Genomic DNA, 17,519 nt, shown 5'->3' with positions numbered 1-17,519 from the left:
GTCCGGGTAGGCCAGAATCGTCCCTTGTGAAGCACGGGTACACCAACAGCACATTCGGCGACGGCGCCCTGGTCGTGAAGTGCTACCAGGGCCCCGAGGCGGCGTTCAGGCTGAGCACGGAGAGCAGATACCTGCGCCGCCTGCGCGGCCGCATCCCGGTCCCGCGCGTTCACAAGATCACCGCCGACAGCCTGACCACCCGCTTCGTCTCCGGCGAGCACGGCCAGGACCTCCTGGACGACGGCCACGCCGTCGAGGTGCTCACCGAGTGCGGCCGGATCCTCGGCGGCATCCACCGCCTGGGGATCGTGCACGGCGACTACGGCCCCCAGAACATGCTCTTCGACCCGGCCACCTTCCGCACCACCGCGATCCTCGACTGGGAGTGGGCGCACCCGGGCCGGCCGGTCGAGGACCTCGCCTGGTGCGAGTGGATCATCCGCAGCCACCACCCCGAACACGTGCCGCTGCTGGAGCACTTCTTCGCCGCCTACGACGGGTTCGTCCCCGACTGGACGGAGCGGCAGGCGGCGATGCTCGCGCGCTGCCGGGCACTGCTCGACTTCTGCGCCCGGTGGGAGCCGGGCGGCGACGGCGAGAAACTATGGCTCCAGCGCCTCGACACCACCACCGCCTGGTCGGAGTGACCTCCCCCTCAACCACCCCTGATCAGCCGTACCCCGGCATCGACGAAGCCGACCTCCTCGGCCGTGAGGCCGGAATCGGCGACCCGTAGGCGGGCGGCCTCGTCAAGCGCTCGCCCGCCACGGTCCATGACATCGCCGAGTTCGCGGAGCAAGCCCGACAGCACCGCCCGCGCGAGCCCGGCCAGCGGACTGTCCTCGTCGACCGCGACCTGGGCCAGGATGACGGCCGACAGCGCGGCGTCCAGCTCGGGACGGCCCTCGCGGCTGTTGCGCCAGTCGATCACAACGGGCCCGGCGGGTGTCAGCATGACGTTGTCCGGGTGCAGGTCGAGATGGAGCACCCGGTCGAGCGGGTCGGGCGACCGCCGGGCGGGGATCGTGTGCAGACGCCGCAGCAGCCGCGCCGTCAGCCTGCCCGCCTCCACGGGGTCGTACGTGCCGCCGGACACGGCCTGGAGCAGCGTCGGACCGGGCAACCGGCGCATCACCAAGTCGGCCGGGCTCCCGCCGCCGGGCCCCGGGCTGACCTCGGGCACCGGGTAACCGTGCGCGGCCACGTACGCCATGACGGCCGCCTCCTCCCGGGCGTCGTGGCCGTCGCGGTAGCGGCGGAGCACGAGATCGTCGTCGAGCGCGTATACGTCGGCGCTGCGCCCCACCCCGATCAGCTCCATGTGCCCAAGCTAACGGACGCTCGTCTCTGGGGCCGCCTCGGCCAGCCGGGCCAGCTCGGCCTCGTGCGCACGGGCCATCGTGGCGGCCAGCCGCCGCACCTCCTCGGACGCCCCCGAACGCCGCTCCCCCTCGGCGACCAGTACGAGCTGATCGAGGTACGCCCGCACCAACGGGACGAACCGCCGATCGAACTTCTTACCCCGCAGCCCCCGCAGCGCCTCCAGATCGTCGGCGGTCGGCATGCCCGGCATGTCGTGCCCCGCATGCGGATTCTCCACCGCACCCGCCCCGGCCCGCACGAGCAGCGCCCGCAACCGCTCCCGCCCCTCCCCGTGCTCCTCCGCCAGCCGTTCCGCCACCTCCACGAGCTCGGGGGAGGCGGAACGGCCGGGTGCGAGCGCGAGCATCGGCAACGCCCGCGCGTGCAGCGCCTCGGCGAGCTGCAACCAGGCGACGTCGGTGGGGTTGAACGCCGAGCCTGAGCTCGCCACCGTACCGCCGGCCGTGGAGCCGCAGCCACCGACCAGCAACAACAACAGCGCGAACGCCGCCGACACCCACGCCCTCACCATGAGGAACCCGGCACCTAGACCGGCCGCCCGTCCGCGCCGCACTTCACGACCGGACGGATGCAGTCACGCACCCGGCGCTCCATCTCCGCCTGCGGCCAGGCGTTGAAGAAGTCGCCGTGCATCGTGTACCCGCCGCCGGAAGCCAGCCGGAAGTGCGACGGGTCCCCGCTCACCGGATAGCGGATGACCTGCCGCAGCTTCGGCACCGGCACCGGGTGCGTGCTCGGGCACGCCCCCGCCACCGGGTACGCCATGTGGCTCTTGTGGTCGGCGGAGTCGAGGTCCCGCCCGTTCCAGCACTGCGGGAAGTCCAGGTACGACTCCAGCATCGTCCCGCTCGGGCACGTCACGAAGTCCTTCGACGGCGGCACCTGCCCGGCGTGCAGGCACGACCACCGCGCGATGGACGACCCGTCCCCCGGCCCGGTCGCCTTGGCGTTCCCCGCGACGATCCGCAGCCCCAGCGGAAGCGGCTGCGTCCGCGCGACGATGTCGTCCCGGACGCCCTCCCCCAGGTAGTAGAACGTGATGATGGCGGGTTCGACCGGCGCTCCGTCCCGGTAGAAGGTCGGCACCCAGTACGACGACTTGTCCACGGCCGGGTTGCAGTTGGTCGCCCCGTTCTGCAGATCGGCGAGCGTGGTGGAGGCGTTGGTGACCCGGCTGCCGAAGAAGCTGTGCATGTGCGAGGCTCCGGGCAGCCCGGGGAAGACGATCGGATCGTCCGGTAGCCGATGGCTGAACGGGCAGTCGGCGAGGAACTCCGCGACCCGGACGACCTGCGCGTCCGCCGGCCGCGGGGCGACGGCGAACGTGGCGAGCAGCACGGACAGGAGGGCGAGCAGGCGCGTGACACGCATGGCGGCTCCCTGGGGGTGGGCGGCGATGGCTTGAGAGAGCGCTCCCTTGACGAGAAGACTGCTCGCCCACTTGACCCCTGTCAAGAACCCCGTTAACCCTCCCGGAACCGAGATTTCACGGAAAGCGCGATTCCCGGCCACTCCTCCGGCCCATCAGAGGGAGCGCTCTCTCAGCGACAGACGGCCGGGTCAGCCCTTGACGCAGATGAGCTGGCGCAGGTGGGCGACGACCTCGACCAGGTCGGCCTGGGCCGCCATCACCGACTCCAGGTCCTTGTACGCCCCCGGAATCTCGTCCAGCACCCCCGCGTCCTTCCTGCACTCCACCCCGAACGTCTGCTCCTGCAGGTCCTTCACGGTGAACGTCTTCTTCGCCTTGTTCCGGCTCATCTTGCGGCCGGCCCCGTGCGAGGCCGAGTTGTACGCCAGCCCGTTCCCCAGCCCCTTGACGATGTACGTCCCGGTGGCCATCGAGCCCGGGATGATGCCGAGGTCGCCCGAGCCGGCCCGGATCGCGCCCTTGCGGGTGACGAGCACGTCCACGCCCTCGTAGCGCTCCTCCGACACGTAGTTGTGGTGGCAGGAGATGGGCTGGTCGAAGGTGATGTCGGGCAGGTGGCGGCGGAGGACGTCGCAGACCAGGCCCATCATGAGCGCCCGGTTGCGGCGGGCGTAGTCCTGGGCCCAGTAGAGGTCACGGCGGTAGGCGTCCATCTCCGGCGTGCTGCCGAGGAAGACGGCGAGGTCGCGGTCCACCAGTCCCTGGTTGTGCGACAGGCCGCGGGCGACGCCGATGTGGTGCTCGGCCAGTTCCTTGCCGATGTTGCGGGAGCCGGAGTGGAGGACGACCCACACGGTGCCCTCGTCGTCGGCGCAGACCTCCAGGAAGTGGTTGCCGCCGCCGAGGGTGCCCATCTGCGCCTCGGCCCGCTCGCGGCGGGCCTGTACCGCCGGGGCGAGGTCGTCGAAGCTCTTCCAGAACTCGGCCCAGCCGGCCGTACGCATCCCGAAGATCTTGCCGGGGTCGACCGGGCGCTTGTGGTGCGAGAAGCCGACCGGCACCGCCTGCTCCAGCTTCCCGCGCAGGTAGGCGAGGTTGTCCGGGAGCTGCGACGCCTTGTACGACGTCTTGACCGCGCTCATCCCGCAGCCGATGTCCACGCCGACGGCGGCCGGGGAGACGGCCTCGCGCATGGCGATGACCGACCCGACCGTCGCGCCCTTGCCGTGGTGGACGTCGGGCATGACGGCGACACCGTGGACCCAGGGGAGGTTCGCGACGTTGCGCAGTTGCTGCATCGCCTGGGGATCGACGGCCTCTGGCTCCGCCCACATCCGGAGCGGATGCCTGGTCCCGGTCACCTCGTGGTACGTCATCGCGTGTCGCCTCCTCTCGCAGGTCCAACTGGAACGCGATCTATAAGGCCAGACATCCCATACCCGCCGCAACCGAATTAGGCGGGGTCAACACGGACTCAACGCAGGCTCAACACCCGGCTGCCTACGGTCCTCCCGTCCACCACGCCGAGAGGAACCGACATGAACAAGAACCGCCGCCACCTCGCCACGGCACTCAGGACGGCCGGCGCCGCCGCCGGCGCCGCGATCATCGTCTTCGGCGCGCTGCCCGCCCAGGCCGCCACCGCCGACAGCGCCACGGTCGAGGCGTACCTGGCCGCCATGCCCGGCGGAACGAGGGTGAGCAGCAACGAGATCGTCTGGGACGGCGGCGACGTGCGCGTGGTGCTCGGCGCCACCGCCAAGACCTGCAAGAAGGGCTACTACTGCGTGTACCAGCACCAGTACTGGCGCGGCGCCATGGGGGCGTGGCGCGCCTCGGCCAAGAACTGCAAGAAGTTCGAGTTCACCAAGCCCTGGCGGGACCAGGTCTCGTCGTTCTGGGCGCGCGGCACCTGCCCGTCCGACAACTACTTCCTGAAGAACAAGAAGAAGCTCCAGCCCGACCCGTTCGAGCCGTTCGTCGGCAAGAAGGCGTACGTCCGTTTCAACGACGCCTACGACTACGCGGCGCGCGGCTACACAGACTGACCGCCGACAGCGACGGCGGAAGGGCGGCCGGGCAGGAGCGGGACGGCGGCCAGGACGAGTGCGATCATGACGACGGACAGCCAGGCGACGCGGTGGAAGCCGGTCATCGCGTCGCCCGCGGTCTGCAGGACGAGCGTGACGAGGGCGACCCCGAGGGCCGCGCCGAGCTGGTTGAGCATGTAGAGCACGGAGCTGCCCTGCGCCACCAGCGGCGCCGGCAGCGTCCGGTAGAGGGAGCCCATGGTCGGCGCGCTGAAGCAGCCGCTCCCCAGGCCGAACGTGAAGGCCGCGAGCGCCGGCCACACCTCGGGCGTGTCCGCCCCGACCCGGGTGAGGGCGAACGCGCTGAGCATGGACCCGATCGCGCCGGCCGTGGCCAGTCCGCGGGCGCCGATCCGGTCGGACAGCCGCCCGGCCAGCGGCATGGCGAGCGAGCCGCCGAGCCCGATCGGGGCCATGAGGAGCCCGGCGGCGAGCACGCCGTGGCCGTGGGCCTGCTGGTAGTACAGGGGCAGGGCGAACAGCGCGGCGTACAGGCCGAGACCGCCGATCCCCATGATCGCGACGCTCGCGCTGAACCCCCGCCCGGCGAACAACCGCAGCTCGATCAGCGGCGCGGCGGTCCGCCGGGCGTGCAGCCCGTAGCCGAGCAGCAGCGCGGCCCCGAGCGCGAGCGGCAGCAGCGCCTGCCAGGCCGCGAAGCCGCCCTGCTCCGCCGTCTGCGACAGCGCCAGCACGACCGCCGCGAAGCCCGGGCCGAGCAGCGCCAGCCCGAGCACGTCGAGCCGGCCCGCCACCGCATCCGGAGCGGCGGCGTCGGCGTCGGCGGGGAGCACGCGCCGCGCCAGCACGTACGCGACCCCTGCCAGCAGCACGCTGAGCAGGAACATCCACCGCCACGACAACCCGCTCAGCACCACTCCGCCCGCGATCGGCCCCAGGACGGGCCCGAGCGACAGGACCACGCCCATCAGCCCCATCACCCGCCCGGCCCGGTGCGGCCCGGCGGCGCGGGCCAGCAGGATCAGCACGAGCGGGTCGAGCAGCCCGGCCCCGAACCCCTGGAGCACGCGGAAGGCGATCAGCGCGCCGACGTTCCAGGCCAGCCCCGCCCCGAGCGAGCCGGCCGCGAACAGCGCCAGCCCGGCGAGCCACAGCCGCCGGCCGCCGAACCGGTCGACGGCCCAGGTGGCGAACGGGATCGTGGCGGTCACCGCCAGCAGGAACCCGGTGGACGTCCAGCCGACCGTGCTGAGCGAGGTGTCGAAGATCCGCGCGAGGGTGCCGGTGGCGACGGCGGCCATCGTGCTGTTGAGGATGCCCAGCAGTCCGCCGAGCAGCACGACCCCGATCACGGCCAGCAGCCGGCCGTCCAGGCGGTCAGCAGTATTTGAACTCATGGGTTCAACATAGTGATCTTATGCGTATGCATGCAACAGCCCGGTCCATAGACTTGAACCGGGGAGTACAATCAGCGTCATGGGCAGCACCACGCGGGGCCGGATCGACAAGCGGCAGGCGATCCTGGAGGGGGCGTTCACGGTGTTCGCCCGTCAGGGCTACGCGCAGGCGTGCGTCCAGGAGATCGCCGCCGAGGCGGGCGTGGCCAAGCCGACGGTCTACAACCACCTGTCCGACAAGGCCACGCTGTTCAGGCACGCGATGGAGGCGAGCGCCCGCACCTCGCTGGAGGAGCGGCTGGCGGCGCTGGAGCCGCTGGCGCACCCGGGAGACGACCTCGCCGCCACGCTGACGGACGTCGGCCACGCGCTGCTGCGCCTGCACGCCGGCGGCCGCTCGTGCGCGCTGCGCCGCCTCCTCTACGCCGAGATCACCCACTTCCCCGACCTGCTGGAGATCACCAACCAGTACGGCCCCGACCGGCTCAACCAGGCGCTCGCCGACCGGCTGGCCAGGCTCACACTCGCCGGCCGGCTGCGCGCCGCCGAGCCCGACCTGGCCGCCGAGCAGTTCACGTCCCTGCTGCTCGGGCCCCTGGAGGCCAGGACCAGGCTCGGCACCCGCACCCTGGAGGACGCCGAGCTGCGCGAGCTGGCCGAGGCGGCGGTGCGGACGTTCCTCACCGCCTGGGGGTGAGGGTCAGCGGCGCGGCGCGGCGGACGTCCAGCCCGCCTCCAGCACCGCGACCGAGTTGAACACCGAGCCCGGCTCCAGGCCCGCCTGCAGCCCGCCCGGCTTGACCACGACGTTCTCGTTGGCGAGCCCGCGGCCGGTCGCCTCGTCGAAGACCAGCCGGTTGCGCAGCACGGCGCCGCCCTTGATCCGCTCCTCGATCGAGACGGCGGTGCCGGTACGGCCCTCGGCGTCCGTGACGTCCTCGGCGACCTCCACCGTGTCGAGCCCGGCCAGCATCCGGAACGCCGCGCCGCGTACCTTCGGCGTCACCGGCATGTCGGTGATCAGCCCGGCGCTGACCTTGAACAGCCACACGTCCGAGGCCATCGGCACGCCGTCCGACTCGGTGTCGTGCCCCTCGTACGAGCGCAGCAGCCACGCGCGCAGCGCCTCCGGCTCGTCCGGCAGCCCGCGCAGGTCCTTCATCGTGACGTTGCGGCCCAGCCAGAACACCTTGTCCCCGTCCACGAGCGGGCTGTGGTCGGTCCTGACCTTCCCCGGAGCGGCCGGCATCGTGAGCGCCCCCCGCTTGCCCGGCACCTTGATCTCGAACTCGGCCGGCGACCCGGCCGCCTCCCACGCCCGCTGGTCCGTCTCGGTGGCGGGGGCCGCGCCGAGCGACCGGCCGCGGCTCCACTGCTCGCCGCCCGGGGCCCGGGGCGTCCACATCTCGTCGCGGCTGCGCGACTCGACCTGATAGCCGCCGCCGGCCACGGTGAACAGGGTGCGGGTCACGGTCGCGGTGTGCCACCAGTCGCCCTCGGTCTCGGCCTGCCGACCGGCGTTCGCGGCGGCGGCGAGCAGCACCTCCCGCGCCGACAGGTGCGTCTTCTCCGCTACCGGCGGCGCGTTCTCCGTCTCCGCGACGGCGGGCGTCCGTGGCGGCGGGGTCACGCCGCCGCCCGGCAGGACGACCGCCGCCGCCGTGACGGCCGCCGCCGCGGCCCCGGCCAGCGCCAGCCCCCACGCGGGGCGGAAGGCCGGACGTCGCCGCCGCTCCCCCTGGCGCGGCCGGGACATCGCGTACGCCAGCTCGGCCGCCCGCGTGCGCTCGTCCACCGGACGGTCGCCGAGATGGGCGGGCCGGGCGGCCCTGAGCTCGTCGATTGGGTTCATGACCACTCCTCGGTGAGGTTCCGTACGGGGGACAGGGGCGCTGGCGCAGGATGCTGAACAGCCCGCTCCAGGCGCTTGCGGGCCCGGTGCAGGCGCACCCGGAAGGCCGCCGACGAGCAGCCCACGACCCGGGACGCCTCCTTCGGCGACAACCCCTGCCAGGCCACCAGCAGCAGGATCTCCCTGTCGTCGTCGGACAGCTCGGCCAGCGCCCGCAGCACGCCCAGGCGTTCGGTCACCTGCTCGGCCACGTCCCCTTCGGCCCAGGAGCGCAGCTCGGCCGCCAGCGCCTCCCTGCGGGCCTCGGCGCGTACGTTGTCGCGCAGGACGTTCCTCGCCACGCCGAGCAGCCACGGCAGCGCCGGCTCCGGCACGTCGCCGAACCGCCGCCAGGCGATCGCGAACGTCTCGCTCACCACCTCGTCGGCCACCTGCCGGCCCGCCCGGCTGACCACGTAGGCCCAGACGCGTTGCCGGCATTCGTCGTACATGCCGGTGAACCGGTCCGCATCATCCGCCACCGCCCAGCCCCTTCGTTCGGATGCGTTCAACTGACACCACGAAGTGGTCCGAACGGCCCCTTTGTTACACCCCGCCCGTCACGACGGCCGGTACACCGCCTACTCCCCCGTGTACATGCGGGTCAGGTCGACCAGTTCCACGTCCGGCCGTCCGCGGGCCAGGTCTGTCAGTTCGGCGGTGAAGCCCGAGCGGGCGAACAGCAGCAGCTTGGGCTGCCGCCTGATCCTGGCGTCGGGGAGCAGCGCCCGCAGATGCTCCAGACGGTGGAGCTGCCCGGCCTCCATGGGCCCGGACGTCGCCTTGGCCTCGCCGATCGCGATGATCCGGTCGGCGGCGAAGGAGTCCGACTCGGTGATCACCAGGTCCAGCTCATGGCCCTGGCGATGGCCGCGGCACGGGATGTCGCTGGGACGTACGGCGGTGGCGATGCCGCCCAGCGTCTCGCTGGAGGCGTGCAGGAAGCACCACTCGCGGGCCAGGTCCTCGAAGTGCGGGCCGTAGATCCTGGAGGCAACCGTGTCGGCGCTGGTCCGCCAGACCCGCTCCGCCCGGCCGGCGACGAGCTCGGGCTCACGGCGCTGAATGATGAGCTGGTGGAGGCGGACGATCGGCTCGGCGACCTTGAAGACGCTCCGCTTGTCCCGGAGCGCGTCATCCACCTGCTCGACCAGGCCGATGTCACGGAGACCCTGCAACAGGTGCGCCAGCCCGCCGGAGGGGCGGCCGAGGGCGGCGGCGATCTCGGAACGCCGGTGACTGCCCGCGCTGATGGCGCTCAACACGGCGGTGTACGACGTGGGATCGGAGATCGACGGCTCTTCCCGCAGAAGAAGGCCGCCCTCCCGGAACATCGCCGAGGCGGGGTTGAGCAGCCGCCGCCGTACCCAGCGGTCGAAGTCGTCGCGGGCGGCGGGACGCGATCCACCGCACATCTCGAGATAGGCAGGAGTGCCGCCGACCAGCGCGTGCACCCGGAAGGCCAGCTCCGGATCGTCCGTCAGATCCCAGAAGGACGCGGCGTCGCGGAAACCGAAGGGCCGTACGACCAGTTCGAGCACGGCCCGGCCACGCAGGGGCGCGCCGCCGCCGAGCAGCTGAGCCATGGCGGTCAGGGCACTGCCGCAGAGAATCAGCCGGGTACGGGTGCGCTCCTTCGCGTGCCCCGTCGGGCTCAACGCGTGCTGCAGGTAGGAGGGCAGCGCGGGTGTCGAGGAGACCAGGTAGGGGAACTCGTCGATGATGACCGGTGTCGCCCGTTCCTCGCCCAGCCGCAGCAGCTCCTCCAGCCCTTCACGCCAGTCCCGGAACGTCACCGGCTGCCGCAGCCCGCGGTAGGCGGCGTATGCGGAGCCGAGGTCGGCCAGGTTCTGGGCCTCGCTCTGCTGGGTGGCCGCGAACACCATGCCGCCGGTCGCCTCGGCGAGCAGTTCGAGCATGAGGGTCTTGCCCTGGCGCCGGCGCCCGTAGACGAGACCCAGTGTGGCGCCGTTCGCCGGGTTGGTGGCGAAATCGGCGAGCTCTTCCCACTCAGGGTCACGGCGGAAGAGACGATCAGGCTTCGGCAGCACGCGCCCTCCAAGGGCGGACGAGAATGATAGCTGCAACTATCATAGTCGCAGCTATCAAAGGCTGCCCGGCTACTTGGAGTTGGCCTTCAGGTAGTCCGCGTTCATGCGGGCGATCGTGTCCAGAGGGATGCCCTTCGGGCAGACCGCGGTGCACTCGCCGGTGTTCGTGCAGCCGCCGAAGCCCTCACTGTCCATCTGGTCCACCATGGCCTTGGCGCGGTTCAGCCGCTCGGGCTGGCCCTGGGGCAGCAGGCTCAGGTGGGTGATCTTGGCGGCGGTGAAGAGGGAGGCCGAGCCGTTCGGGCAGGCCGCCACGCAGGCGCCGCAGCCGATGCAGGTGGCCGCGTCGAAGGCGGAGTCGGCGTCGTCCTTGCGCACCGGCACGCTGTGCGCGTCCGGGGCCGAGCCGGCCGGCACCGAGACGAAGCCGCCCGCCTGGATGATGCGGTCGAAGGCGCTGCGGTCCACGACCAGGTCCTTGACGACCGGGAACGGGGCCGCCCGCCACGGCTCGATGGTGACCTCGGCGCCGTCCTCGAAGTGGCGCATGTGGAGCTGGCACGTGGTGGTCGCGCGCTGCTCGCCGTGGGCGACGCCGTTGATCACCATGCCGCACATGCCGCAGATGCCTTCGCGGCAGTCGTGGTCGAAGGCGATCGGGTCGTCGCCCTCCAGGATCAGGCGCTCGTTGAGGACGTCGAGCATCTCCAGGAAGGACATGTCCGGGGAGATGTCCTCCACCCGGTACGTCACCATCCGTCCCTTGTCCTGGGGACCGCTCTGACGCCAGACCTTGAGGGTCAGGTTCACTTGTAGCTCCGCTGGGTCATCTTGACGTACTCGTACTCGAGCGGTTCCTTGTGCAGCACCGGGCCGTCCGGGGTGCGCTCCCAGGCCGAGACGTGCGCGAAGTTCTCGTCGTCGCGCAGGGCCTCGCCGTCGGCGTCCTGCGACTCGGCGCGGAAGTGGCCGCCGCAGGACTCGGTGCGTACCAGGGCGTCCAGGCACATGAGCTCGGCCAGGTCGAAGAAGTCGGCCACCCGGCCGGCCCGCTCCAGCACCTGGTTGAGCTCCTCGGCGGTGCCGCTGACCTTGACGTTCTCCCAGAACTCCTGGCGCAGCTCGGGGATGCGCTCCAGGGCCTTGCGCAGCGACTCCTCGGTGCGCTCCATGCCGCAGTAGTCCCACATGAGCTTGCCGAGCTCGCGGTGGAAGGAGTCGGGCGTGCGGGTGCCGTTCACGGCCAGCAGCCGGTCGATCTTCGAGCGGACCTTGATCTCCGCCTCGGCGACCGCCTCCTCGTCCACCTCGCCGAACGGGCCGTCGGCCAGGTAGTCGCCGATGGTGGTCGGCAGCACGAAGTAGCCGTCGGCCAGGCCCTGCATGAGGGCCGAGGCGCCGAGGCGGTTCGCGCCGTGGTCGGAGAAGTTGGCCTCGCCGATGACGAACAGGCCGGGGATCGTGGACTGCAGGTCGTAGTCCACCCACAGGCCGCCCATCGTGTAGTGCACGGCGGGGTAGATGCGCATCGGCACGTCGTACGGGTTCTCGCCGGTGATGCGCTCGTACATCTCGAAGAGGTTGCCGTACTTCTTCTCGACGGCGTCGCGACCGAGGCGGTTGATGGCGTCACGGAAGTCCAGGTAGACGCCGAGGCCGCCGGGGCCGACGCCGCGGCCCTCGTCGCAGACGTTCTTGGCGGCCCGGGAGGCGATGTCGCGGGGCACCAGGTTGCCGAACGCCGGGTAGATGCGCTCCAGGTAGTAGTCGCGCTCGTCCTCGGGGATGTCGCCGGGGGCGCGCTCGTCGTTCTTGCGCAGCGGCACCCAGACGCGGCCGTCGTTGCGCAGCGACTCCGACATCAGGGTCAGCTTCGACTGGTAGTCGCCGGAGACCGGGATGCAGGTCGGGTGGATCTGGGTGTAGCAGGGGTTGGCGAAGTACGCGCCCCGCTCGTGCGCCCGCCAGATGGCGGTGGTGTTGCAGCCCTTGGCGTTCGTGGACAGGAAGAACACGTTGCCGTAGCCGCCGGTGGCGAGCACCACGGCGTCGGCCAGGTGCCGCTCGATCTCGCCGGTCACCATGTCGCGCACGATGACGCCACGCGCCCGACCGTCGGAGACGATCACGTCGAGCATCTCGTGCCGGGTGTGCATGGTCACCGTGCCGGCCGCGATCTGCCGCTCCAGCGCCTGGTAGGCGCCCAGCAGGAGCTGCTGGCCCGTCTGGCCGCGGGCGTAGAACGTACGGGAGACCTGCGCGCCGCCGAAGGAGCGGGTGTCGAGCAGGCCGCCGTACTCGCGGGCGAACGGCACGCCCTGCGCCACCGCCTGGTCGATGATGTTCACCGAGACCTGGGCGAGGCGGTAGACGTTGGACTCGCGGGCGCGGAAGTCGCCGCCCTTCACCGTGTCGTAGAAGAGCCGGTAGATCGAGTCGCCGTCGCCGCGGTAGTTCTTGGCGGCGTTGATGCCGCCCTGCGCCGCGATGGAGTGGGCGCGGCGCGGGGAGTCCTGATAGCAGAAGGACGTGACGTTGTAGCCGAGCTCGCCCAGCGTCGCGGCGGCCGAGCCGCCGGCCAGGCCGGTGCCGACCACGATCACGTTGAGCTTGCGCTTGTTGGCCGGGTTGACCAGGCGGGCGGAGAACTTGCGCTTCTCCCACCGCTCCTCGATGGGCCCGGCGGGCGCCTTGGTGTCCTGGATCGGCGCGCCTTCGGTGTACTTCACTTCACAACTCCGAACGTGATCGCGAGGGGCGGGGCCAGGAAGCCGATCACCAGGACGACGGAGACCAGCGCGGCCGTCCCCTTGAGCGCCTTGTAGCGGGTGCGGTTGGCCCAGCCGAGCGTCTGTACGGCGCTCCAGATGCCGTGCCGCAGGTGCAGGCCGACCATGACGACGGCCACGACGTAGATGAGCGTCACCCACCAGCGCGACGGGTCGAACCCGGCGACCATGCGGTCGGCGGGCGCGGAGTCGAAGCCCTTGGGGTTGACGACGCCGAAGGTGAGGTCGAGCAGGTGCCAGACGACGAAGAGCGCGATGGTCAGGCCGCCGAAGCGCATGATGTGCGTGGCGTAGCCGTTCGCCTGCGACTTCTTGGCGACGTACTTGACGGGCCGCGCTTGACCGGCGCGGCGGGCCAGCGAGATCGCCGCCCACATGTGCGCGAGGACCGAGACGACCAGCACGATCTCAAGGATGGTCAGCGCGGTCCGGTACGGCAGCAGCGGCTCGAACAGCGTGCGCAGCGCGTGCGCGTACTCGTTGAAGGAGTCCTTGCCGAGGAAGATCTTGAGGTTCCCCACCATGTGCGCGACGAGGAACAGCACCATCACGGCGCCCGTGACGGCCATGACGACTTTCTTGCCGTTCGACGAGCGGAGGAACCCGCCGGACCGCTTGCGCGTTGGAGTGCTCTTGGGAGCGGGAACTGGCGCGGTGGCGGCGCCGCGCTCAATCGTGGCAGTCACGTTTTCGAACCGTACGTACGCAGGTACGATCCGTCCAAGTCATCGACGATCTGGTTTCGATAGCCGTCAGCTATGATGCTGGTAAGGCCGGTCTTTTCATCACCATACGGCCGGCAGGTGCGAGGAAAATCACATGCAGCTGCAACAACTCGCCTATTTCGTGGCCGTCGCCGAGACCAGGCACTTCACCCAGGCCGCCGAGCGCATGCGGGTCGCCCAGCCCTCGCTCAGCAAGCAGATCAAGGCCCTGGAGGGCGACCTCGGCGCGCCGCTGTTCTCCCGCGCCCGGGGCAACGTCACGCTCACCCCCGCGGGCGAGGCGCTGCTGCCGCTCGCCCGCCGCATGCTCGCCGACGCCGACACCGCCAGGCAGGAGGTCGCCCAGCTCGCCGGGCTGCGCCGGGGCCGGGTGCGGCTCGGCGCCACGCCGTCGCTCTGCGCCGGGCTGCTGGCCGACGCGCTGGCCCGCTTCCACCGGGCCTATCCGGGGATCGAGCTGCTGGTCGAGGAGGGCGGCTCGCGTGACCTGGTGCGGGCGCTGGCCCGCGGGCAGCTCGACCTGTCGCTGATCATCATGCCGTTGCAGAGCGACGACCCGGCCCTCGTGACCGAGGAGATCCTGCGGGAGAATCTTGTGGTCGTCTCACCCTCGCACGAGCCGTCGCGGCGGCCGTACATGGAGATCGACGAGCTGCGCGGGCGGCCGATGGTGATGTTCCGGCGCGGCTACGACCTGCGCGAGGCGACGCTGGCCGCGTGCCGGCACGCGGGCTTCGAGCCGCGCTTCGCGGTGCAGGGCGGCGAGATGGACGCCGTGCTGCGGTTCGTGGAGGCGGGGCTGGGGGTGGCCGTGGTGCCGTCCATGGTGCTCGACGGCCGGCCGGGGCTGGCCGGCACCCCGCTCGCGCCCCCGGGGCTCAGCCGGACGATCGCGCTCGCGCACCGCAAGGACGTCGAGCCCACGACGGCGGCGCAGGCGTTCCGCGGCGTCCTGCTGTCGTTCGTGGTGGAGGCCGGGGTCGAGGGCACGCTTCCGCAAGGGGTGGAGCTCATCGCAGAATGAGCAGCAACGTTTCCGATCGCGCGGTGAGGCGGAAGGTTGACGGCACATCTCAGCGAGACGCTGACGCTGCTCCTCGTGGAGGACGACGACGGCGACGCCTTCCTCGTCGAGGAGCTGCTCCAGGAGGCCGCGGCGCCGCCGCGGATCTTCCGTGCGCGCAGCCTCCGGGAGGCGCGGGCGAAGCTGACGCCGGGGATCCAGTGCGTGCTGGTCGACCTGTCGCTCCCCGACGCCACCCGGCTGGAGGCGCTTGAGGCGGTCCTCGCCATGGCGCCGCACGCCGCCGTGCTGGTCCTCACCGGGCTGCGCGACGCGCACGTCGGCGTCGCCGCCGTCTCGGCGGGCGCCCAGGACTACCTGGTCAAGCAGGACATCGACGCGCCGCTGCTGACCCGCGCGATCCGCTACGCGATGGAGCGCAAACGCGCCGACCAGACCCAGCTCAGGCTGGTGCAGACGGAGCTGATCGCCAAGGAGAACGCCCGTACGCAGCGCGGCCTGCTGCCGAGCCCCCTGATCGAATCCGACGCGATCGAGCACCTGACCCGCTACCTGCCGGGCAGCGGCGGCACGCTGGCGGGCGACTTCCTCGACGCGGTGCAGACGCCGGACGGCGCGTTGCACGTGGTGGTGGGCGACGTGTGCGGGCACGGCCCCGACGAGGCGGCGCTGGGCGTGGCCCTGCGCATCGCCTGGCGCACGCTGGTGCTGGCCGGGCAGACCGGCGACACGCTGCTGCGTACGCTCGACACGCTGCTGCGCGCCGAGCGCAAGGCGCCGGAGATCTTCACCACGCTGTGCACCGCGACGATCGCGCCCGACCTGCGGAGCGCGCGGATGCGGGTGGTCGGGCACCCGCCGCCGGTGCTGGTGCGTGACGGCACGGTCGAGGTGCTGGAGGGCGGGCCGTCCGGGCCGCCGCTCGGCATCTTCCCCGACGCCGAGTGGTCGGTGATCGACGTGCCGCTGGGCGACAAGTGGTCGATCATGTTCTACACCGACGGGCTGATCGAGGCGGCCGTGGGCGCCCGCGACGAGCTGCTGGGCGTGGACGGCCTGGTCGGCCTCGTACGCGAGCACGGCGCGGTCGACCTCGACCGGCTGATCCGGCACGCGGGCACGCTGAGCGACGACCTCGCCGTCGTCGTCGTGAGCAGGAGAGCGTCGTGATCATCAATCCTCTGCCGCCGCCCAGGGAGCCGACCGGGCTCGGCCGGCTGCCGCTCGCCCGCTGGTTCCTGTTCACCGGCGCGGTGGCGGGCACGGCCTTCGCCGCCGGCGTCGCGGCCACGATGGTGATGATCGCCGACACCCGCGCCCTGGCGGCCCGCCCCGAGGTGGACGCGCAGGTCGCGCGGCTCAACGTGGCGCTGATCGTGCTGTTCGCGGTGCTGCTGGCCTGCGGCGTGGGGCTCGCGTTCATGGTGCGCTACGCCGTGCTGAAGCCCATCCGCCAGCTCACCGAGCAGGTGCGCACGGTGGCGGCCGGCGACTTCGACCACGCCCTGCACGTCGACCGCCCGGCCGAGCTGGCGGAGCTGTCCAGCCACGTCGACGCCATGCGCGGGCGCATCCTCTCGGCCTGGCGGACGGCCAGCGACCAGGCCGAGGAGCTGCGCCGCTCCAACGGCGAGCTGGAGCAGTTCGCGTACGTCGCCAGCCACGACCTCCAGGAGCCGCTGCGCAAGGTCGCCAGCTTCACGCAGATGCTGGAGCAGCGCTACGGTCCGCAGCTCGACGACCGGGCCCGCCAGTACATCCACTACGCCGTGGACGGCGCCAAGCGCATGCAGCTCCTGATCAACGACCTGCTCGACTTCTCCCGGGTCGGCCGGGTCACCGGCGCGCGCACCACCGTCGACTCCGGCGCGGCCCTCGACCAGGCGCTGGACAACCTCTCGGCGACGATCGAGGACACCGGGGCCACGGTGACGAGGGGCGAGCTGCCCGCGATCCACGGCAACCGGGTGCAGCTCACCCAGCTCTTCCAGAACCTCGTCGAGAACGCGGTGAAGTTCCGTTCGGAGGAGCCGCCGCGGGTGCACGTCGAGGCCCGGCGGGACGGCGGCATGTGGGAGTTCAGCTGCGCCGACAACGGCATCGGCGTCGAGCCCAAGTACGCCGACCGCATCTTCCTGATCTTCCAGCGTCTGCACGCCCGCGACGTGTACCCGGGCACCGGCATCGGGCTGGCGCTCTGCCGCAAGATCGTCGAGTTCCACGGCGGGCAGCTCTGGCTGGACGCGCCCGGGGAGAGCGGGGGCGCGACGTTCCGATGGACGCTGCCGCCGGCGGGAGGCCCCGATGAGTGAGGGCCAATGAGTGAGGGACGTGCGATCGAGGTGCTGCTGGTCGAGGACGACCAGGGCGACATCCTGCTCACCCGCGAGGCGTTCGACCTCAACAAGGTGCGCAACCGGCTGCACGTGGTCAACGACGGCGAGCAGGCGGTCGCGTTCCTGCGGCGGGAGGGGGGCTACGCGGACGTGCCGTGCCCCGACCTCATCCTGCTCGACCTCAACCTGCCGCGGATGAGCGGGCTGGAGGTGCTGAGCGAGATCAAGGCGGACCCGGTGCTGGCCACGATCCCGGTGGTGGTCCTGACGACGTCGGAGGCGGAGGAGGACATCCTGCACAGCTACCGGCTGCACGCCAGCGCGTACGTCACCAAGCCTGTCGATTTTGAGCAATTTATCCGGGTTGTCCGCCAGATAGACGATTTTTTCGTGACTGTGGTTAAGTTGCCGGCTCACGGGTAGCGGCCCTGACGGGCTACGTGACAGGAATCACAGCCGGTCATCGAAAAAGTGAGTGACCCCGCTCACAAATCGAGATG

At 71.3% G+C, this 17,519-nt stretch carries 18 protein-coding genes; 7 read left to right on the top strand and 11 right to left on the bottom strand.

Going from position 1 to position 17,519, the window contains the following annotated elements; genetic code table 11:
- Positions 1–26 precede the first annotated feature (26 nt).
- Complete coding sequence (locus tag SMD20_RS36430) at positions 27–647, top strand: phosphotransferase (RefSeq protein ID WP_329589990.1); 621 nt, start codon at positions 27–29, stop codon at positions 645–647.
- Positions 648–655: 8 nt separating this feature from the next.
- Here SMD20_RS36430 and SMD20_RS36425 read toward each other — a convergent pair whose 3' ends face one another.
- The 4 genes from SMD20_RS36425 to SMD20_RS36410 form a co-directional block, all read right to left on the bottom strand.
- A complete protein-coding gene (locus SMD20_RS36425; protein WP_329589989.1) occupies positions 656–1,321 on the bottom strand; it encodes a phosphotransferase family protein in 666 nt (221 codons plus the stop codon).
- Between the two features lie 9 nt (positions 1,322–1,330).
- Positions 1,331–1,894 carry a DUF305 domain-containing protein gene (locus SMD20_RS36420; RefSeq protein WP_329589988.1) on the bottom strand — a complete coding sequence of 188 codons (564 nt, stop codon included), beginning with the start codon at positions 1,892–1,894 and terminating at the stop codon, positions 1,331–1,333.
- A gap of 14 nt (positions 1,895–1,908) precedes the next feature.
- Complete coding sequence (locus SMD20_RS36415; protein ID WP_329589987.1) at positions 1,909–2,754, bottom strand: DUF1996 domain-containing protein; 846 nt, start codon at positions 2,752–2,754, stop codon at positions 1,909–1,911.
- 189 nt (positions 2,755–2,943) lie between these two features.
- Entirely contained in the window at positions 2,944–4,131 is a 1,188-nt protein-coding gene (locus SMD20_RS36410; protein WP_329589986.1) for an RtcB family protein, read from the bottom strand.
- 162 nt (positions 4,132–4,293) lie between these two features.
- On the opposite strand from SMD20_RS36410, the gene SMD20_RS36405 reads away from it, so the two are divergent.
- Positions 4,294–4,803, top strand: a complete 510-nt coding sequence (locus tag SMD20_RS36405) for a peptidase inhibitor family I36 protein (protein WP_329589985.1) — start codon at positions 4,294–4,296, stop codon at positions 4,801–4,803.
- On the opposite strand, the gene SMD20_RS36400 is transcribed toward SMD20_RS36405, so the two are convergent.
- A complete protein-coding gene (locus SMD20_RS36400; protein WP_329589984.1) occupies positions 4,791–6,203 on the bottom strand; it encodes a DHA2 family efflux MFS transporter permease subunit in 1,413 nt (470 codons plus the stop codon). The genes SMD20_RS36405 and SMD20_RS36400 overlap by 13 nt on opposite strands.
- A 79-nt stretch (positions 6,204–6,282) precedes the next feature.
- Between SMD20_RS36400 and SMD20_RS36395 the strand changes: the two genes are divergently transcribed.
- Positions 6,283–6,900, top strand: coding sequence for a TetR/AcrR family transcriptional regulator (locus tag SMD20_RS36395; RefSeq protein WP_329589982.1), 618 nt, complete (start codon positions 6,283–6,285; stop codon positions 6,898–6,900).
- A 3-nt stretch (positions 6,901–6,903) separates the two neighbouring features.
- Here SMD20_RS36395 and SMD20_RS36390 read toward each other — a convergent pair whose 3' ends face one another.
- From SMD20_RS36390 to SMD20_RS36365, 6 genes are all read right to left on the bottom strand, one after another.
- On the bottom strand, positions 6,904–8,055 hold the full coding sequence (locus tag SMD20_RS36390; protein WP_329589980.1) for a CU044_5270 family protein: 1,152 nt from the start codon (positions 8,053–8,055) through the stop codon (positions 6,904–6,906).
- Positions 8,052–8,576 carry an RNA polymerase sigma factor gene (locus SMD20_RS36385; protein WP_329589979.1) on the bottom strand — a complete coding sequence of 175 codons (525 nt, stop codon included), beginning with the start codon at positions 8,574–8,576 and terminating at the stop codon, positions 8,052–8,054. The genes SMD20_RS36390 and SMD20_RS36385 overlap by 4 nt, the downstream gene beginning before the upstream one ends.
- 99 nt (positions 8,577–8,675) lie before the next feature.
- Complete coding sequence (locus SMD20_RS36380) at positions 8,676–10,145, bottom strand: AAA family ATPase (RefSeq protein ID WP_329589977.1); 1,470 nt, start codon at positions 10,143–10,145, stop codon at positions 8,676–8,678.
- 69 nt (positions 10,146–10,214) lie between these two features.
- The gene (locus SMD20_RS36375; RefSeq protein WP_329589976.1) at positions 10,215–10,955 is read right to left on the bottom strand and encodes a succinate dehydrogenase/fumarate reductase iron-sulfur subunit; all 741 of its coding nucleotides are present in this window, start codon (positions 10,953–10,955) and stop codon (positions 10,215–10,217) included.
- The gene (locus SMD20_RS36370; protein WP_329589974.1) at positions 10,952–12,874 is read right to left on the bottom strand and encodes a fumarate reductase/succinate dehydrogenase flavoprotein subunit; all 1,923 of its coding nucleotides are present in this window, start codon (positions 12,872–12,874) and stop codon (positions 10,952–10,954) included. The genes SMD20_RS36375 and SMD20_RS36370 overlap by 4 nt, the downstream gene beginning before the upstream one ends.
- Complete coding sequence (locus SMD20_RS36365; RefSeq protein WP_329589972.1) at positions 12,871–13,620, bottom strand: succinate dehydrogenase cytochrome b subunit; 750 nt, start codon at positions 13,618–13,620, stop codon at positions 12,871–12,873. Before SMD20_RS36365 ends, SMD20_RS36370 begins: the two co-directional genes overlap by 4 nt.
- 133 nt (positions 13,621–13,753) lie before the next feature.
- Between SMD20_RS36365 and SMD20_RS36360 the strand changes: the two genes are divergently transcribed.
- The 4 genes from SMD20_RS36360 to SMD20_RS36345 are packed head-to-tail and all read left to right on the top strand — an operon-like array spanning position 13,754 to position 17,442.
- Entirely contained in the window at positions 13,754–14,683 is a 930-nt protein-coding gene (locus SMD20_RS36360; protein WP_329589970.1) for a LysR family transcriptional regulator, read from the top strand.
- Positions 14,684–14,719: 36 nt separating this feature from the next.
- The gene (locus tag SMD20_RS36355; RefSeq protein ID WP_329589969.1) at positions 14,720–15,853 is read left to right on the top strand and encodes a PP2C family protein-serine/threonine phosphatase; all 1,134 of its coding nucleotides are present in this window, start codon (positions 14,720–14,722) and stop codon (positions 15,851–15,853) included.
- The gene (locus tag SMD20_RS36350; RefSeq protein ID WP_329589967.1) at positions 15,850–16,995 is read left to right on the top strand and encodes a sensor histidine kinase; all 1,146 of its coding nucleotides are present in this window, start codon (positions 15,850–15,852) and stop codon (positions 16,993–16,995) included. The genes SMD20_RS36355 and SMD20_RS36350 overlap by 4 nt, the downstream gene beginning before the upstream one ends.
- A gap of 6 nt (positions 16,996–17,001) precedes the next feature.
- Complete coding sequence (locus SMD20_RS36345) at positions 17,002–17,442, top strand: response regulator (protein ID WP_329589965.1); 441 nt, start codon at positions 17,002–17,004, stop codon at positions 17,440–17,442.
- Positions 17,443–17,519: the final 77 nt, after the last annotated feature.

The sequence above is a fragment of the Nonomuraea sp. LP-02 genome, assembly GCF_036289125.1.
GTDB lineage: Bacteria > Actinomycetota > Actinomycetes > Streptosporangiales > Streptosporangiaceae > Nonomuraea > Nonomuraea bangladeshensis.
The sequence above is the reverse complement of the archived record's forward strand: the minus strand, read 5'-3'. Positions and strand labels throughout refer to the sequence as shown.